Genomic DNA, 17,741 nt, shown 5'->3' with positions numbered 1-17,741 from the left:
CCCTTTTGATTGCACAGAGACAGGATTTCCCATGAAGGTTATCGAAGGAAATATCGCCGCTCCTGAGGCGCGCGTTGCTATTGTCGTTGCCCGTTTCAACAGCTTCATCAACGAAAGCCTGGTGGACGGTGCGGTAGACGTACTGAAGCGTCAAGGTCAAGTCCAGGACAGCAACCTGACCCTGGTGCGAGTGCCGGGCGCAGTCGAAATCCCCCTGGCCATCAAGAAGCTGGCCAAGAGTGGTCAATATGACGCCATCGTGGCTCTGGGCACCGTCATCCGTGGCGGCACCTATCACTTCGATTTGGTGGCAAACGAGAACAGCAAGGGCATGGCCCAGGTAATGATGGAATATGAAATTCCGGTTGCCTTCGGCGTACTGACCACTGAAAACATTGAACAAGCCATCGAGCGTGCCGGTACCAAGGCGGGTAACAAGGGTGCAGAGGCAGCATTGAGCGCGCTCGAAATGATCAACGTCCTGAAACAGCTGGACGTGTAACGAGGAGAAATGCATTGAAACCGTCCGAGCGCCGCAAGGCCCGCCATTGTGCCACCCAGGCCATCTACCAGTGGCAGATGACCAAGGCCAACGTGGGCGACATCGAAGAGCAGTTCAAGATCGATCAGGACACCAAGGGTGTGGACCTGAACTACTTCCGCGATCTGCTGTTCGGAGTAGCCCTCCACTGCAACGAGCTGGACAAGGTCTTCGCACCTTTCCTCTCCCGTCCGCTGGAAGAAGTGGACATGGTGGACAAGGCGATCCTGCGTCTGGCGACCTATGAGCTGACCCGTCGTGATGATGTGCCGCCGCGCGTGGCCATCAACGAAGCGATCGAGCTGGCCAAATCCTTTGCTGCCGATGACAGCCACAAGTTTGTCAACGGTGTACTGGACAAGGTGATCAAGTCGCTGAACAAGCGTTGATCCTGCTGTCCGTCAACAGCATCTAAGAGAGGAGCCAGCTTATTGCTGGCTTTTTACTGTATGGGTGAATTCGAGCTGATTGATAAGTACTTCAAGGTCCCCCACGCCCGCAAGGACGTGGTGATGGGCCCTGGAGATGATTGTGCCCTGCTGACCCTGCCCCCCGACACCCAGCTGGCGGTGAGCACGGATACCCTGGTGAGCGGCGTCCACTTCTTTCCCGACATGGATCCGGTGGATCTCGGCTACAAGGCGCTGGCGGTCAATCTCTCCGATCTGGCTGCCATGGGCGCCGAGCCGCGCTGGGTGTCGCTGGCGCTGACCCTGCCCACCATCAACGAGGCCTGGGTAGCCGGTTTTGCCGAAGGGTTCCTGGAGCTTGCCGAATACTACAACGTGGCGCTGGTAGGCGGCGACATGACCCGCGGCCCGCTCTCCATCACGGTGTCGGTGAAAGGGTCGGTACCGGCTGGCCGTGCCCTGCTGCGCAGCGGTGCCAAGGCCGGGGACGGGGTCTATGTGACCGGTACCCTGGGCGATGCCGCCCTGGCGCTCTCCCATCTGCTGGCCAAGCGAACCCTCAACGAGAACCAGCTGGCGGCCGTGCTGCCGCGTCTCGATCATCCCCATCCCCGTATTCTGGCCGGACAGGCCCTGCGTGGGCTGGCCGGCAGTGCGCTGGATCTCTCCGACGGGTTGGCCTCGGATCTCGGCCATATTCTCAAGGCCTCCGGTGTGCGGGCCCAGATCGATCTCGATCTGCTGCCGCTCTCGCCGGTGCTGCAGGATGCGGTGAGCGAACAGGATGCCTGGCAGCTGGCACTGGCCGGTGGCGATGACTATGAGCTCTGCTTCACCGTGCCGGAGGAGCATCGCGGCGCGCTGGACACGGCACTGGCCAACTGCGGCGTCAAGTTTACCCGCATCGGTCGCATCGTTGCCGGCGAGCCGGGCATCGACTATCTGCGGGGTGAACAAACGGTGGCGCTGGAACTGAAAGGGTGGGACCACTTCGCATGAGCCTGTTCGCGATAAAGCCCGAGTTGAAGCGGCTGAACCTGAAGCATCCGCTGCACTTTCTGGCGGTGGGTTTTGGCTCCGGCCTCTCGCCCAAGGCGCCGGGCACCATGGGGACGCTCGCCGCCATCCCCCTTTACCTGCTGGTGAGCGGTCTGTCGACGCCCTGGTTTATCGGGCTGCTGGTGCTGGGCTTCATGGCGGGTATCCGGATCTGTCAGAGCGCCACCGATGCCATCGGCATGCCGGATCACGGCGCCATCGTCTGGGACGAGGTGATCGGTTTTGGGGTCACCATGATCGCGGCGCCGGCCGGCTGGGAGTGGGTGCTGGCCGGCTTCGTGCTGTTCCGGTTGTTCGACATCCTCAAGCCCTGGCCCATCTCCTGGTTCGACCGCCGCATCCATGGCGGCCTTGGCATCATGCTGGACGATCTCATCGCCGGCCTGTTCGCCCTGTTTTGTATGCAATCGCTGGCATACTGGCTGGGTTGAGGGTGACCGCAAGGGGGAGCGCCATGCTGGCATCCCCCTATATATCTCTGTTTAGTTTTCATTCATCGGCATATGCTGCCGTTAAAAAATCATTTCACATAAATATTCACTACTCATTCGAAGCTTAAGACTATTAAGTCAATAGTGAATATTCCCGCCTGTTACGCCATTGTTGAAAGTAAAAGCACTAGTCAGGCATTTTATCGGTCATATAGTCTGTATATGTGATAGGAGTCATGATTTATGACTGCTGACTTGGCTGCTAACTGAGCAAAGTATTGCGAAATTGTATAACCCGATCATTTACACTCGCCGCCAAACCGTCTAAGTTACTCGCGGGTTATTCCAAAAAAATGCAAAAAACCCGCCCGGATCGCTGGTTTCGTTGTCTCATGGATTGAGCGTTTTGCAGTCATATCAAGCACTCAAGATCACCCCAAGGCACGACCGGCATCTGCGGCCGATTTACGGACGAATTATTTGGGACGGATGTCCCCCGCAGAGGTAAACATGTCCTTGCTCGAAGTGAAAAACTTGCGGATCGAGTACCCCTCCCGCTACGGGGTGCTGGCCGCAGTGAAGGATCTCTCTTTTTCCGTTGAAAAGGGGGAGATAGTCGGTGTGGTAGGCGAGTCCGGTGCCGGCAAGTCCACCATAGGCAACGCCGTCATCGACCTGCTGAGCCCCCCTGGCCGTATCGCCCGTGGCGACATCTATCTCAATGGCGAACTCATCTCCGGCAAGAGCCAGAACGAGATGCGAGCCATTCGAGGGTCGCGCATCGGCTTCATCTTTCAGGACCCCATGACCTCCCTCAACCCGCTGTTCACCGTTGAACGGCAGCTGGTTGAAACCATTCTGGCCAATACCGACCTCACTCGTGAGGCGGCGTTTGCCAAGGCGCTTTCCCTGATGGCGGCGGTGGGCATCCCGCAGCCTGAGCTGCGCATCAAGCAGTACCCCCATCAGTTCTCCGGCGGCATGCGCCAGCGGGTGGTCATTGCCATCGCCCTCTCCGGCGATCCCGAGCTCATCATCGCCGACGAGCCGACCACGGCGCTGGACGTCTCCATTCAGGATCAGATCCTCCAGCTCATCCGCAACCTCTGTAAAGAGCGGCAGGTGGGCTGCATGCTGGTGACTCATGACATGGGCGTGGTGTCCAACGTCACCGACAAGGTGGCGGTCATGTATCGCGGCGATCTGGTGGAGTTCGGTACCACCGAACAGGTGCTGGGTCGCCCCAACCACCCCTATACCCGCAGCCTCATTTCGGCGGTGCCCCGCTCGGATGTGAAGCTGGTGCGCTTCCCGCTGGTCTCCTATATCGAGGACGCCGGTGCGGCGGATACCAGCATCGATCTCAAGACCCACTGGCTCGGCCAGAGTCAGGACGAGCGCGCCTATGAAGGGGCGCTGCTGCGGGTGGAGAACGTGGATCTGAAGTTCGTCACCAAGGATTCCCTGTTCCCGAGCCGCCGCCAGTACGTGCGGGCCTGCAACAACATCAGCTTCGAGATCTTCGAGGGTGAAACCTTCGGCCTGGTGGGGGAGTCTGGCTCCGGCAAGTCGACCATCGCCCGTGCCATCACCGGCCTCTATCCGCCCGATACCGGCAAGATCTTCTTCGAGGGGATCGATCTGACCGCGCTCAAGGGCGAGCATGAGCGCCGCCCGCTGCGTCGCCAGATGCAGATGGTGTTCCAGAACCCCTACTCCTCGATGAACCCGCGCATGAAGGTGCGCGACATCATCGCAGAGCCGATCCGCTTTCATAAGCTGGCGGGCAGCGAGAGCCAGATCGAGGGGATCGTGGGGGATCTGCTGGATCACGTCGGCCTTGGCCGTGGTGCCGGGGTCAAGTATCCCCACGAATTCTCCGGCGGCCAGCGTCAGCGCATCTCCATTGCCCGCGCCCTGGCGACCCGGCCACGCTTCCTCATCTGCGACGAGCCCACCTCGGCGCTGGATGTGTCGGTGCAGGCCCAGATCCTCAACCTGCTGAAGGATTTGCAGCAGGAGCTAGGCCTCACCATGCTGTTCATCAGTCACGATCTGCCGGTGATCCGCCAGATGTGCGATCGCATCGGGGTGATGCAGCACGGTCATCTGGTGGAAGTGGCGGAGACCGAGAAACTCTTTACCAATGCCGAGCATGAGTACAGCCGCAAGCTGATCTCCCTCATGCCGGAGTTCAAGGGAATGTCCCGCGAGGGGCTGGAAATCGCAAGCTAGGAAAGGGGCGGCCCGCCGCTCTGCTTGTCAAAAAAAGTGTCAATAAAAAGCCAAAAGCATGGAGAAAGACATGAAGAAAGGATTATCCAAGATTGCCCTGGCGCTGTTTGCCGCCGGTTTCGCTTTTAACGTTTCCGCCGTCGACATCAAGGTCGCCGTCGCCTCCGACGCCACCTCGCTGGACCCGCAGGAGCAGCTCTCCGGTCAGACCCTGGAGATGTCCCACCTGGTGTTCGATCCGCTGATGCGTTACACCCAGGACCTGAAATTCGAGCCGCGTCTGGCCGAGAAGTATGAGCGCATCGACGACAAGACCGTGCGCTTCTTCCTGCGCAAGGGCGTCAAGTTCCACTCCGGCAACGACTTCACCGCCGACGACGTGGTGTGGACCGTCAACCGACTGAAGTCCTCCGTCGACTTCAAGGCCATCTTCGACCCCATCGCCGAAGTGAAGAAGGTCGATGAGTACACCGTCGATCTCGTCACCGCCAAGCCGTTCCCGCTGGTGCTGCAGACCGTCACCTATATCTTCCCGATGGACTCCAAGTTCTATACCGGCAAGACCGAGGCGGGCAAAGACAAGGCCGAGATCGTCAAGAACGGCGACTCCTACGCCTCCACCCACGTCTCCGGTACCGGTCCGTTCAGCGTCAAGTTCCGCGAGCAGGGCGTGAAGCTGGAGTACACCCGCAACGCCAACTACTGGGACAAGGCCTCCAAGGGCAACGTCGACAACCTGACCGTGGTGCCCATCAAGGAAGACGCCACCCGCGTGGCGGCACTGCTGGGTGGCGACGTGGACGTGATCTACCCGGTTGCGCCGAACGATCTGGAGCGCGTGAAGAACGGCAAGGACACCCAGCTGGTGACCCTGTCCGGTACCCGCGCCATCATCATCGAGCTGAACCAGAACACCAACCCGGCGCTGAAAGACAAGCGCGTGCGTCAGGCGATCAACTACGCCATCAACCAGGTGGGCATCGTCGAAAAGATCAACAAAGGCTTCGGTACCCCTGCCGGCCAGCTGAGCCCGAAAGGCTATGCCGGTCACAACGAGGCGCTCAAGCCCCAGTATGATCTGGCCAAGGCCAAGCAGCTGATGAAGGAAGCCGGCTATGAGCGGGGCTTCAAGATGAGCTTCATCTCCCCGGCTGCCCGTTACGTCAACGACGTCAAGATTGCCCAGGCCGTCTCCGCCATGCTGGCCAAGATCAACATCAAGGTGGATCTGAAGACCATGCCGGTGGCCCAGTACTGGCCTGAGTTTGACAAGTGCGCCGCGGACATGCAGCTGATCGGCTGGCACTCCGACACCGAAGACAGTGCGAACTTCTTCGAGTTCCTGACCTTCACCAAGGATGCCAAGACCGGCATGGGCCAGTACAACTGCGCCGGTTATGCCAACGCCGAGGCTGACAAGCTGGTCGAGCAGGCCAACGCCGAGACCGATCCGGCCAAGCGTGCCGAGATGCTGAAGAAGGTTGAAGCCATGCTGATCGACGACGCTGCCTACGTGCCGCTGCACTGGGAAGATCTGGCCTATGGCGCCAAGAAGAACGCCGACATCAAGCCGGTGGTCAACGTGATGAACTTCCCTTACTTCGGCGACCTGGTGGTCGGCAAGTAAGCGAAGGTTGCAAGGAAGGACGGGGCGGGGTGGTCAGCCGGCCACCCCGCCTGCTAACAGAAGCCTGTGCCATGACACAGGCCACGTAGAAGGACAAGCATGTTTACATTCCTGCTGAAACGGTTCTATCAGGCCGTGATAGTGATGTTCGTCATCAGCCTGGTCGCCTTCTCCATCCAGGACAACCTGGGGGATCCGTTGCGCGAGCTGGTGGGACAATCCGTCTCCGAAGCCCAGCGCCACGAATTGCGCGAGAAGATGGGCCTCAACGATCCTTTCCTCGTCAAATACAGCCGCTTCTTGAAGAACGCGGTACACGGGGATCTGGGTACTTCCTACTTCTTCAAGCGACCAGCCCTCGAGGTTATCCTCGACAAGCTGGTGGCTACTCTTGAGCTGGTGTTTGGCGCTGCGCTGATCATCGTGGTGGTCTCCATTCCGCTTGGGGTCTACTCGGCGATCCGCCCGCACAGCATACCGACCAAGATCATCATGGCGGGGAGCAGCATCGGCATCTCGATCCCGGTGTTCCTGACCGCCATCATGCTGATGTACCTCTTCTCCATCCAGCTGGGCTGGCTGCCGGCCTATGGCCGCGGCGAGACCTACAACCTGCTGGGCTGGGAGTCTGGCTTCTTCACCTGGGACGGCATCAAGCATTTGATCCTGCCCTGCGTGGCGCTCTCCTCCATCATGCTGCCGCTGTTCATCCGGCTGGTGCGCTCCGAGATGCTGGAGCAGCTCTCCTCCGAGTACGTCAAGTTCGCCCGTGCCAAGGGGCTGGACAACAACAAGGTCTACTACAGCCACGCTCTGAAGAACACCATGCTGCCGGTCATTACCGTCGGCGGTGTGCAGATCGGTACCATGGTGGCCTACACCATCCTGACCGAGAGCGTGTTCCAGTGGCCGGGGACCGGCTTCCTGTTTCTCGAGGCGATCCACCGGGTCGATACGCCCCTCATCACCGCCTACGTCATCTTCGTCGGGCTCATTTTCGTGGTGACCAATACCCTGGTCGACCTGCTTTACGGGTTGATCAACCCGACCGTCAACCTGACCGCCAAGGGGTAACAGATGACTAATGCTGTAACTGCAAGCCCAAGCCGTTGGGCACGTTTTAAAAATTCCGACATCGTCTACTACTTCCTGCGGGACAAGGTAGCCATGTTCAGCTTTGCGGTGTTCGTGGTGTTCGTACTGGCGGCGCTGCTGGCACCCTGGCTGGCCCCGTACAACGTCTACGACCAGACCAGCTTCGATCTGATGGATGCCGAATTGCCGCCCTCCTGGCTGGAAGGGGGCGAAGAGCGCTTCTGGCTCGGTACCGACAACCAGGGTCGTGATATCTGGAGCACCATCCTCTATGGCGCCCGTATCTCGCTGACCATAGGTCTGTTCGCAGTTGCGTTGCAGCTGGTGCTCGGCATCGTCATCGGGCTGATGGCCGGTTACTTCGGTGGTCGCATCGACAGCCTGCTGATGCGCTTTGCCGACGTGCAGCTGTCGTTCTCCACCATGATGGTGGCGATCATCATCTCCGCCATCTTCCAGGCGACGTTTGGTTCCGAGTTCTACTCGAAGTTCGCCATCCTGATGCTGGTGGTGATCATTGGTATCGCCGAGTGGCCGCAGTACGCCCGAACCGTGCGCGCCTCGGTGCTGGCGGAGAAGAAGAAGGAGTATGTGGAAGCAGCCAAGGTGATGGGTTTTCGTGCCCCGCGCATCATGTTCCGCCACATTCTGCCCAACTGCCTGTCGCCGATCCTGGTCATCTCCACGGTGCAGGTGGCCAACGCCATCATGAGCGAGGCAGCGCTCTCCTTCCTCGGTCTGGGGATGCCGGTGGATCAGCCGTCGCTGGGCTCGCTCATCAGCGTGGGCTTCAACTACATCTTCTCCGGTTCCTGGTGGATCACCGCCTTCCCGGGCATCTGCCTGGTGGTGCTGGTGCTGGTCATCAACCTGCTGGGTGACTGGCTGCGGGATGTGTTCAATCCCAAGCTCTACAAGGGCTGATGGTCACAGATAAACCAACGAGACAGATAAACAAAAAGGGCGCCATAACGGCGCCCTTTTACTGTGTGTGCTGAGGGGGTCAAGCCTGCAGCCACTGTTCGATGCTGCGCTGGATGCCGGCGCCATCGAGCCCCAGCAGTGCGTAGATCTCCTCCTGGGTACCCTGTTCGACGAAGCGATCCGGCAGGCCGAGGTTGAGCACCGGCTTGCACTGTTTGCTGCGCATCAACAGCTCGTTCACCGCAGAGCCGGCACCGCCCATGATGGCGTTGTCCTCGAGGGTGACGAACTGATCGTGGGTCGCGGCCAGGGAGAGCACCAGCGCCTCGTCCATCGGTTTGACGAAGCGCATATCCACCAGGGTGGCATCGAGCGCCTCGGCTGCCGCTTTGGCCTGTTGCAGCAATGTGCCGAACGCCAGGATGGCGGTGCCCTTGCCTTGACGCACAATGCGGCCCTTGCCGAGCGCCAGCGCCTGCATCTCGCTCTCGACCTGGATACCGGTGCCGCTGCCGCGGGGGTAGCGTACCGCCGCCGGCCCGTTGCACTGGTAGCCGGTGTAGAGCATCTGGCGGCATTCGTTCTCGTCGGACGGGGTCATGATCACCATGTTGGGCACGGTGCGCAGGAAGCTGATGTCGAACGCCCCCTGATGGGTCGGGCCGTCGGCCCCCACCAGACCGGCCCGGTCGATGGCGAACAGCACCGGCAGCTCTTGCAGCGCCACATCGTGGATCAGCTGGTCGTAGGCCCGCTGCAGGAAGCTCGAGTAGATGGCGACCACCGGCTTCTGGTCGGCGATGGCGAGACCGGCGGCGAAGGTGACCGCGTGCTGTTCGGCGATGGCCACGTCGAAGTAGCGATCCGGATACTGCTGGCTGAACTTCACCAGGCCGGAGCCTTCGCGCATGGCCGGGGTGATGCCGACCAGCCGCTCATCCTTGGCCGCCATGTCGCACAGCCACTGGCCGAAGATGGCGGAGAAGCTCGGCTTGCCGCCGCTCGCCTTGGGCAGGGTGCACTCGTCCGGATTGAACTTGGGCACACCGTGATAACCGATGGGGTCCTTCTCGGCGGGCTCGTAGCCCTTGCCCTTCTTGGTCTTGACGTGCAGCAGCTGCGGCCCCTTGAGGTTGCGCATGTTGCGCAGGGTCTCGACCAGGGCGTTGATGTCGTGGCCGTCGATGGGGCCTATGTAGTTGAAGCCGAACTCCTCGAACAGGGTGCCGGGCACCACCATTCCCTTGAGGTGTTCCTCGGCCCGCTTGGCCAGCTCCTTGACTGGCGGCAGACCGGCCAGCACCTTCTTGCCACCCTCGCGGATGGTGGTGTAGAGCTTGCCAGACATGATGCGGGCCAGGTGGTTGTTCAGTGCCCCGACATTTTCGGAGATGGACATCTCGTTGTCGTTGAGCACCACCAGCATGTCCTTGTGGACATCGCCGGCGTGATTGAGTGCCTCGAACGCCATGCCGGCGGTGATGGCACCGTCGCCGATCACCGCGACCACCTTGCGTCCCAGCCCTTCGCTTTCGGCAGCAACTGCCATGCCGAGCGCCGCACCGATGGAGGTGCTGGAGTGGCCGACCGAGAGCACGTCATATTCGCTCTCGCCGCGCCAGGGGAAGGGGTGCAGACCGTCTTTCTGGCGGATGCTCTGCATCCGATCACGGCGACCGGTGAGGATCTTGTGGGGATAAGCCTGGTGGCCCACGTCCCACACCAGCCGATCGAACGGGGTGTTGTAGACGTAGTGCAGCGCCACCGTCAGTTCGACGGTGCCGAGCCCGGAGGCAAGATGGCCACTGGAGCGACTCACCGAACGCAGCAGATATTCACGCAGTTCGTTGCACAGTACGGGCAGTCGCTCGAAGGGCAGGGATCGCAACTCGACCGGCGTATCCGCGAGGGCCAGGTTGGGGAAATTGCTTATATCAACGCTCATATTGTTACTGTTATCCAGCGTTTAGTGGGTTCGCTCGATGATGTAATCGGCAAACGCTTCCAGAATGTCGGTATTGTAGGGCAAAGATTGCAAGGCTGTTAAGGCTTTACCATGCAGTTCGCGAGCCAGCTCACGGGCATTGTCGAGCCCCAGCAGCGCCGGATAGGTACTCTTTTCCAGCGCTAGATCGGAACCTTGCCGCTTGCCGAGGGTGGCGGTATCGCCCGTGATGTCGAGGATGTCATCCTGCACCTGGAAGGCGAGACCGATGGCGGCGGCATAGGTTTGCAGCGCGCTCAGGGTGGTTTCATCCACGTCAGCCTTGCACAGGGCGCCAAGCGCCACGGCGCACTCGATGAGAGCCCCGGTCTTGTGGCGGTGTACCTGTTCCAGCTCGGCGAGGGAAATCTGGCGCCCTTCCGCCTGCAGATCCAGCGCCTGACCGCCGCACATGCCGAGATAACCCGAGGCGCGGGCCAGCCGGCTCAGCATCCGTACCCGGTTGGCCAGCAGCGAATCCGGCATCGGGTGATCGGCCAGAATGGTGAAGGCCAGGGTCTGCAGGGCGTCGCCGGCCAAAATGGCGGTGCCTTCATCGAAGGCCTTGTGCACCGTCGGCTGACCGCGACGCAGATCGTCGTTGTCCATGGCGGGCAGATCGTCGTGCAGCAGGGAGTAAGCGTGGATGCACTCCACCGCGGCGGCCGGGCCATCCAGCAGTTCGCTCTTTACGCCCAGCATCTCGCCGACGGCGTAGACCAGGAAGGGGCGCACCCGCTTGCCGCCCAGCAGCAGGCCGTAGCGCATGGCATCGCGCAGGCGCGGCGCCATGGCGGGCAAGGATTCAAGTTGTGCAGACAGACAGTCGTCAATACGTTGCCGGTGCAGGCGGGAAAAATCGTCCAGCGTCACTCACTCCTCTCCTTGCTCTGGCTGGAAGGGGACGGCTTGCTCGCTGCCATCGGCCTGAGTCAGCAGGATCTGGATCTTCTGCTCGGCCTGCTCCAGCTTCTGCTGGCCGGCCCGCACCAGATGAATGCCCTGCTCAAACTGCTTGAGGGCCTCTTCCAGCGGCAGGGAGCCCTGTTCCAGTTGATGAACTATGGTTTCCAGCTCTTCCAGAGTGGCATCAAAACTCAGGCGGTCGATTTTTTTACTGGCCATGTCCATCCTCGGGGATTGAAAAAAACGGCTTATCTTAACATCGACGACGGGCAGGGGGGAGGCAGAAAAATGCCGTCGGCTTAAACTCTCGGAAAAGTGGCCGATAATAAGCCATCTTCCGAACGGGGAAAATTGTGGCAACCCTTGCCGCTGATGAGCCAATAGCAGAAAATTCAACAAACTGCAGATACAACAAATTTCAGCTGACAGGAGTAGGGATGTGGATTTAGGCAGTCTGATAGGCATAGTGCTGGGGTTCGGGGTGGTGGTGTACGGCATGCTGCTGGGTGGCCCCATGAGCATGTATGTGGATATGCCCTCGGTCTATATCACCATTTTGGGTTCTCTGTTCATCTGCATGATGAAGTTCAACCTCGGCCAGTTTCTGATGGCGTTCAAGGTGGCCGGCAAGGCCTTCATGTACAAGGGGGACAAGCTCGATGACCTGATTGCCAAGGCGGTGGAGCTGGCGGACGCGGCCCGCAAGGGGGGCTTCCTGGCCCTGGAGGCGGCGGAGATCCCCAATACCTTCATGAAGAAGGGCATCGACATGCTGGTGGATGGCCATGACGCCGACGTGGTACGGGCTGTGATGGAGAAGGATATCGAGCTGACCTCGGAGCGCCACGTCATCGCCGTCAAGGTGTTCCGCTCCCTGGGGGATCTCGGCCCCGCCATGGGGATGATAGGTACCCTGGTGGGCCTGGTAGCCATGCTGGCCAACATGAGCGATCCCAAGTCCATCGGCCCGGCCATGGCAGTGGCCTTGCTCACCACCCTGTACGGGGCGATCGAGGCCAACATGATCGCCATCCCCATCGCCGACAAGCTGGAGCTGCGCAGCGGTGAGGAGCAGCTGAGCCGTACCCTGATCCTCGACGCCATCATGGGCATTCAGGATGGCCAGAACCCGCGGGTGATCCAGGCCATGCTGCAGAACTACCTGAACCAGTCCAAACGCAACAACGGGACCGAATAGGAGCGCGCATGGCAAAGTGCAAATGCCCACCTCCCGGTCTGCCCGGCTACATGGGAACCTTCGCCGACCTGATGTCGCTGTTGATGTGCTTCTTCGTGCTGCTGCTCTCGTTTGCCGAGATGGACGTGCAGAAGTTCAAGCAGATCGCCGGCTCCATGGAGAAGGCGTTCGGGGTGCAGAATATTCTCGAGGTGAAGGACATCCCCAAGGGAACCTCCGTCATCGCTCAGGAGTTCAGACCGGGTCGCCCGGAGCCGACCCCCATCGATACCATCATGCAGCAAACCATGGACATGACCCAGACCGAGCTGGATTTTCAACCCGGCGATGCCGATCAGGCCGGCGGTCATGACAAGAGTGAAGAGAAGCTGGTGGGGGGGGACACCCAGCAGGAGGCGCAGAAACAACAGCAGCAGGAGCAGTCCAACGCGCTGGCCAAGGCGCTGGCGGATCAGATGAAGGCGCAGATCCAGGATGGCGCCATCGAAGTGGAAGCGCTGGGCCAGCAGATCATCATCCGGATCCGGGAAAAAGCGGCCTTCCCGGCGGGATCCGCCTTCCTGCAGCCCCAGTTCTGGCCGGTGGTGCGCAAGGTAGCGGCTCTGCTCAAGGATGTGCCCGGCGAGATCACCATTTCGGGTCACACCGATGATGCTGCAACCGAGGATGAGCTGTTCCAGTCCAATTGGGAGCTCTCTTCCCAACGGGCGGTGGCGGTAGCCCACCAGATGATCAAGGTGCCGGGCTTCGATGGCGGCCGGCTGGTGGTACAGGGCATGGCCGATTCCCAGCCGCTGGTGCCCAACACCAGCCCGGAAAACCGGCGCATGAACCGACGGGTGGAGATCTCCATCATGCAGGGCAAACCGACGGTGTCAGCCCCGATCAGCGCGCAGGAGCAGAAATAGTTCCGGCAAATTCTGATGAGAAAGCGCGATCCCGCTCGCAGGGACTGACATGGATTTTGTGCCGGCTTCATATTAAGATGCCTCATCCGAACCGACAGCTGCGGCTCTCTCTGATAGCCGCAGCTTCTCTTTTCAAGCAACCCAGGTTTCGACTATGAATCATACTCCGATGACTGTTCGCGGCGCTGAAAAGCTGCGTGAAGAGCTCGAATATCTCAAGACCGAGCTGCGTCCGCAGATTATCGAAGCGATTGCAGATGCCCGTGAACATGGTGATCTGAAAGAAAACGCCGAATACCATGCTGCCCGCGAGCAGCAAGGCTTCTGTGAAGGCCGTATCCAGGAAATCGAGAGCAAGCTCTCCAACGCCCAGGTGATCGACATAACCAAGATGACCAACAATGGGCGCGTCATCTTCGGGGCAACTGTGACTCTGCTCAAGAGCGAGACGGAAGAAGAGGTGGTCTACCGTATCGTGGGCGACGATGAGGCGGACATCAAACAGAACATGATCTCCGTGAATTCCCCCATCGCCCGTGCTCTGATCGGCAAGGAAGTGGACGATGTGGCCATCGTCAAGACGCCGGCAGGCGATGTGGAGTACGAGATCCTGGAAGTTGCCTACCTCTGAGGTAGCTTGATGCCAGAACAGGGGAGCCCCGGCTCCCCTGTTTGTATTTAGCGGGGCTGGTAAGCCTGGGTGAAGGCGTCCTGATGACGCTGGAACATCCAGTTGCGTAGCAGTTCAAGGTCCGGTTTGGCCATCTGGAAATGCAGTGCCCAGCCCTGGATGCCGTTGCGACGATGAATGTGCCTGACCAGCTCTGCGCTGAGCGGCAGGGGGGCGAGATCCTCAATGAGCAGGCTGCCCGTCAAGGTGGCGCCGACGGTCAGTCCGGGCGGCAGGCCCTCGACGACCAGGCCATCGAGCGACAGGCTGTGTACCAGATATTCGTGCTCACCCATCCTGAAGCTGGCCTGCTCGTCCAGCCGCCAGGTGCGCGGATGGGGATAACCCAGCTCCTTGATGACGGGGGCGGCGATGCGTGGCTCGACGAAGCCATCATCCCCTTGAGTGAAGCGCAGCGGAAAACGGAGCTGATGCCCGGCAAAACGGGCTTCCAGCACCAGCTGGTCGGCGCGTTGCAGCAGGCCTAGCAGGGGAGTGGCGAGATAACCGCTCAGGGATTGACCGGCGGCCGTCTCCTGATCGCTTCCCAAGTCCCGTAGCATGGCCAGTTCATCTTCGGTGAGAATCTGATGGTGATCCATAGCGGGTATCCACGAGTATTCATCGCAGGTTAAGGGCCTGGCGACTACTTTGGCAAGCGACTTGGGAAGAGGGGAAATGAAGGAAAGAGCGATGCTCTTTCCTGTTACTTGCGGGGCAGTTGGATTTTCGGCTCGTTGGCCTGACGATAGATGGTCAGCACGTGGCCGATGCTCTGTACTTTCACCGCGCCGGTTTCACGGACGATGGCATCCATAACCAGCTGTTTCATCTCACGATCTTCAGACGCAACCTTAACCTTGATCAGCTCGTGGTGGTTGAGCGCCAGATCGATCTCGGCCAGCACACCTTCGGTCAGACCGTGTTGTCCCAGCAGGACGACCGGCTTCAGACTGTGGGCAAGGCCCTTGAGGTACTGTTTCTGTTTATTGTTGAGAATCATGGCAATTTCTTCATAAGTCAGGGTTGAAAGGGGCGTATTCTACCCCCACTTAGCCCTTAATACTAATAACCCTTGTGGTTTTTTAAAGTCGACGATCATGACCCAGAAAAAACATTCCCCCAGTTCAACCCGCTGGTTAAAAGAGCATTTTGACGATCAATACGTCAAAAAAGCCCAGAAGTTGGGACTGAGATCCCGTGCCGTGTTCAAGATCGACGAGATCCAGGGCAAGGACAAACTGCTCAAGCCGGGCATGACGGTGGTGGATCTGGGGGCGGCCCCCGGTGGCTGGTCCCAGTTTGCCATCGACCAGGTCGGTGACAAGGGCCGGGTGATCGCTTGCGATATTCTGCCGATGGATTCCATCGCCGGTGTCGATTTCCTTCAGGGCGACTTTCGGGAGGAAACTGTGCTGGGCGCTCTGCTTGAACGGGTAGGTCCGGACAAGGTTGACGTCGTCATGTCCGACATGGCGCCCAACATGAGCGGTACCCAGCAGGTGGATCAGGCCCGTTCCATGTATCTGGTCGAACTGGCGCTGGACATGTGCAATCAAGTCCTGCGGGCCAACGGCAGCTTCGTGGTCAAGGTGTTCCAGGGGGAGGGGTTTGATATCTATCTCAATGAAATCCGTAAACTTTTCACTGCCGTCAAGATTCGTAAACCAGACTCGTCTCGTGCCCGTTCACGAGAAGTCTACATTGTGGCTACCGGTTTTAAACTGTAGTACCCTAACCTTCATCGTTAACTGTCAGTCTGCGAGGTTACTGATTTGAGTGACATGGCGAAAAACCTAATCCTGTGGCTGGTCATCGCCGTCGTGTTGATGTCGGTGTTCAATAGCTTCAGCCCCAGCGATACCACCAGTCGCCAGCTGGACTATTCCAGCTTCGTTAAAGAAGTGACCCAAGAGCAGATCCGTGAAGTGCGGATGGATGGCAAGGTCATTAATGGCGTCAAGCGCACCGGTGAACGCTTCACCACCATCATCCCGGCGCCGGATCCCCAGCTGCTCAACGACATGCTCAATCACAATGTCAAAGTGATGGGCGAGAAGCCGGAAGAGCCGTCTCTGCTGACGTCCATCTTCATCTCCTGGTTCCCGATGCTGTTGCTGATCGGTGTCTGGGTCTTCTTCATGCGTCAAATGCAGGGCGGTGGTGGCAAGGGTGCCATGTCGTTCGGCAAGAGCAAGGCTCGCCTGATGAGTGAAGATCAGATCAAGACCACCTTTGCCGACGTGGCTGGCTGTGACGAGGCCAAGGAAGAGGTGAAGGAGCTGGTCGACTATCTGCGCGATCCGAGCAAGTTCCAGAAACTGGGCGGCAAGATCCCGACTGGCGTGCTGTTGGTTGGTCCTCCCGGTACCGGTAAGACCCTGCTGGCCAAGGCCATTGCGGGCGAGGCCAAGGTGCCCTTCTTTACCATTTCGGGTTCTGATTTCGTCGAAATGTTCGTGGGTGTCGGTGCCTCCCGGGTACGCGACATGTTCGAGCAGGCCAAGAAGTCTTCTCCCTGCATTATCTTCATCGACGAGATCGATGCGGTCGGCCGCCAGCGTGGCGCCGGTCTGGGCGGTGGTCATGACGAGCGTGAGCAGACCCTGAACCAGATGCTGGTCGAAATGGATGGTTTTGAAGGCAATGAAGGCATCATCGTCATCGCCGCCACCAACCGTCCTGACGTACTGGACCCGGCCTTGCTGCGTCCGGGTCGTTTTGACCGCCAGGTTGTGGTCGGTCTGCCGGATGTGCGTGGTCGCGAACAGATCCTGAAAGTGCACATGCGCAAGGTGCCGCTGGCGGATGACGTCAATCCGGCGCTGATTGCCCGTGGCACCCCCGGTTTCTCCGGTGCTGACCTGGCCAACCTGGTCAACGAAGCTGCTCTGTTCTCGGCCCGCGAGAGCCGTCGCGTGGTCTCCATGGCCGAGTTTGAAAAGGCCAAGGACAAGATCATGATGGGTGCGGAACGTCGTTCCATGGTGATGAAAGAGTCCGAGAAAGAGATGACGGCCTATCACGAAGCCGGTCACGCCATCATTGGTCGTCTGGTGCCGGATCATGACCCCGTCTACAAGGTCTCCATCATTCCGCGCGGTCGTGCGCTGGGGGTGACCATGTACCTGCCGGAGCAGGATCGTTGGAGCCACTCCAAGCAGCATCTGGAGTCCATGATCTCCAGCCTGTACGGTGGCCGTCTGGCGGAAGAGCTGATCTACGGTGCCGAGAAGGTATCGACCGGTGCGTCCAACGACATCGAGCGTGCCACCGACATCGCCCGCAAGATGGTGACCCAGTGGGGCATGTCCGAGCGTCTCGGCCCCATGCTCTACGCGGAAGAAGATGGCGAGGTGTTCCTCGGTCGCAGCATGGCCAAGGCCAAACACATGTCCGATGATACTGCGCGCGTCATCGATGCAGAGGTCAAGCAGGTCATCGATCGCAACTACGCCCGCTCCAAGCAGATCCTGCTGGACAACATGGACGTGCTGCACAGCATGAAAGATGCGCTGATGAAGTACGAGACCATCGATGCCAAGCAGATCGACGATCTGATGGCTCGCCGCGAAGTGCGTGCCCCCAGCAACTGGCATGATGAGCACGGTGATACCCCGCAAGGCGGTGCCACGGTTGCAGCAGAAGCCAAGCCGGCGGTAGCCGAGACCGAGCAGGTGGCCGATGTCGATATCGACAAGGCCAACGATCTGCCGGCCAAATAAATCGTGATGATACAAACCCCGGGCTGGC

18 protein-coding genes are annotated in these 17,741 nt (G+C 59.7%); 13 read left to right on the top strand and 5 right to left on the bottom strand.

Going from position 1 to position 17,741, the window contains the following annotated elements:
• Positions 1-31 precede the first annotated feature (31 nt).
• From ribH to OKC44_RS13965, 8 genes are all read left to right on the top strand, one after another.
• On the top strand, positions 32-502 hold the full coding sequence (ribH, locus tag OKC44_RS14000) for a 6,7-dimethyl-8-ribityllumazine synthase (RefSeq protein WP_016351731.1): 471 nt from the start codon (positions 32-34) through the stop codon (positions 500-502).
• Positions 503-516: 14 nt separating this feature from the next.
• Positions 517-930: a transcription antitermination factor NusB gene (gene nusB / locus OKC44_RS13995; RefSeq protein WP_011707095.1), complete on the top strand. Its 414-nt coding sequence runs from the start codon at positions 517-519 to the stop codon at positions 928-930.
• Positions 931-990: 60 nt separating this feature from the next.
• Complete coding sequence (gene thiL, locus OKC44_RS13990; protein WP_029299287.1) at positions 991-1,950, top strand: thiamine-phosphate kinase; 960 nt, start codon at positions 991-993, stop codon at positions 1,948-1,950.
• Positions 1,947-2,441, top strand: coding sequence for a phosphatidylglycerophosphatase A family protein (locus OKC44_RS13985; RefSeq protein ID WP_270813500.1), 495 nt, complete (start codon positions 1,947-1,949; stop codon positions 2,439-2,441). The genes thiL and OKC44_RS13985 overlap by 4 nt, the downstream gene beginning before the upstream one ends.
• Positions 2,442-2,951: 510 nt before the next feature.
• Complete coding sequence (locus tag OKC44_RS13980) at positions 2,952-4,676, top strand: dipeptide ABC transporter ATP-binding protein (RefSeq protein ID WP_011707092.1); 1,725 nt, start codon at positions 2,952-2,954, stop codon at positions 4,674-4,676.
• A gap of 70 nt (positions 4,677-4,746) precedes the next feature.
• Positions 4,747-6,303, top strand: a complete 1,557-nt coding sequence (locus OKC44_RS13975) for an ABC transporter substrate-binding protein (RefSeq protein ID WP_270813498.1) — start codon at positions 4,747-4,749, stop codon at positions 6,301-6,303.
• A 99-nt stretch (positions 6,304-6,402) separates the two neighbouring features.
• Positions 6,403-7,377: an ABC transporter permease gene (locus OKC44_RS13970; RefSeq protein WP_011707090.1), complete on the top strand. Its 975-nt coding sequence runs from the start codon at positions 6,403-6,405 to the stop codon at positions 7,375-7,377.
• Positions 7,378-7,380: 3 nt separating this feature from the next.
• Positions 7,381-8,322: an ABC transporter permease gene (locus OKC44_RS13965; protein ID WP_011707089.1), complete on the top strand. Its 942-nt coding sequence runs from the start codon at positions 7,381-7,383 to the stop codon at positions 8,320-8,322.
• Positions 8,323-8,401: 79 nt separating this feature from the next.
• Here OKC44_RS13965 and dxs read toward each other — a convergent pair whose 3' ends face one another.
• Genes dxs through xseB form a run of 3 tightly spaced genes read right to left on the bottom strand, consistent with a single transcriptional unit; the run spans position 8,402 to position 11,431 of the window.
• Positions 8,402-10,267, bottom strand: a complete 1,866-nt coding sequence (gene dxs, locus OKC44_RS13960; protein WP_029304284.1) for a 1-deoxy-D-xylulose-5-phosphate synthase — start codon at positions 10,265-10,267, stop codon at positions 8,402-8,404.
• Between the two features lie 21 nt (positions 10,268-10,288).
• Positions 10,289-11,179 (bottom strand): (2E,6E)-farnesyl diphosphate synthase, encoded by an 891-nt coding sequence (ispA, locus tag OKC44_RS13955; RefSeq protein WP_029304283.1) that lies wholly within the window; start codon positions 11,177-11,179, stop codon positions 10,289-10,291.
• On the bottom strand, positions 11,180-11,431 hold the full coding sequence (gene xseB, locus OKC44_RS13950; protein WP_016351725.1) for an exodeoxyribonuclease VII small subunit: 252 nt from the start codon (positions 11,429-11,431) through the stop codon (positions 11,180-11,182).
• 220 nt (positions 11,432-11,651) lie between these two features.
• Here xseB and pomA point away from each other — a divergent pair, with 220 nt between their 5' ends.
• From pomA to greA, 3 genes are all read left to right on the top strand, one after another.
• A complete protein-coding gene (pomA, locus tag OKC44_RS13945; RefSeq protein ID WP_011707085.1) occupies positions 11,652-12,410 on the top strand; it encodes a flagellar motor protein PomA in 759 nt (252 codons plus the stop codon).
• An 8-nt stretch (positions 12,411-12,418) separates the two neighbouring features.
• The gene (locus tag OKC44_RS13940) at positions 12,419-13,318 is read left to right on the top strand and encodes a flagellar motor protein MotB (RefSeq protein WP_011707084.1); all 900 of its coding nucleotides are present in this window, start codon (positions 12,419-12,421) and stop codon (positions 13,316-13,318) included.
• Between the two features lie 154 nt (positions 13,319-13,472).
• Positions 13,473-13,949: a transcription elongation factor GreA gene (gene greA / locus OKC44_RS13935; protein ID WP_011707083.1), complete on the top strand. Its 477-nt coding sequence runs from the start codon at positions 13,473-13,475 to the stop codon at positions 13,947-13,949.
• 47 nt (positions 13,950-13,996) lie between these two features.
• Here the strand turns inward: greA and OKC44_RS13930 are convergent, their stop codons facing one another.
• Positions 13,997-14,590, bottom strand: coding sequence for a PilZ domain-containing protein (locus OKC44_RS13930; RefSeq protein ID WP_101614017.1), 594 nt, complete (start codon positions 14,588-14,590; stop codon positions 13,997-13,999).
• A 104-nt stretch (positions 14,591-14,694) separates the two neighbouring features.
• On the bottom strand, positions 14,695-14,991 hold the full coding sequence (yhbY, locus tag OKC44_RS13925; protein WP_005298134.1) for a ribosome assembly RNA-binding protein YhbY: 297 nt from the start codon (positions 14,989-14,991) through the stop codon (positions 14,695-14,697).
• Between the two features lie 97 nt (positions 14,992-15,088).
• Here yhbY and rlmE point away from each other — a divergent pair, with 97 nt between their 5' ends.
• Together rlmE and ftsH are read left to right on the top strand one after the other, a co-directional pair.
• The gene (gene rlmE / locus OKC44_RS13920; RefSeq protein ID WP_011707081.1) at positions 15,089-15,718 is read left to right on the top strand and encodes a 23S rRNA (uridine(2552)-2'-O)-methyltransferase RlmE; all 630 of its coding nucleotides are present in this window, start codon (positions 15,089-15,091) and stop codon (positions 15,716-15,718) included.
• Positions 15,719-15,763: 45 nt separating this feature from the next.
• The gene (ftsH, locus tag OKC44_RS13915; RefSeq protein ID WP_011707080.1) at positions 15,764-17,713 is read left to right on the top strand and encodes an ATP-dependent zinc metalloprotease FtsH; all 1,950 of its coding nucleotides are present in this window, start codon (positions 15,764-15,766) and stop codon (positions 17,711-17,713) included.
• The last annotated feature ends 28 nt before the right edge of the window (positions 17,714-17,741 follow it).

This window comes from Aeromonas sp. S41-2, from assembly GCF_027705845.1.
Classification (GTDB): domain Bacteria; phylum Pseudomonadota; class Gammaproteobacteria; order Enterobacterales; family Aeromonadaceae; genus Aeromonas; species Aeromonas hydrophila.
This window is presented reverse-complemented; position numbering and strand designations above follow the sequence as displayed.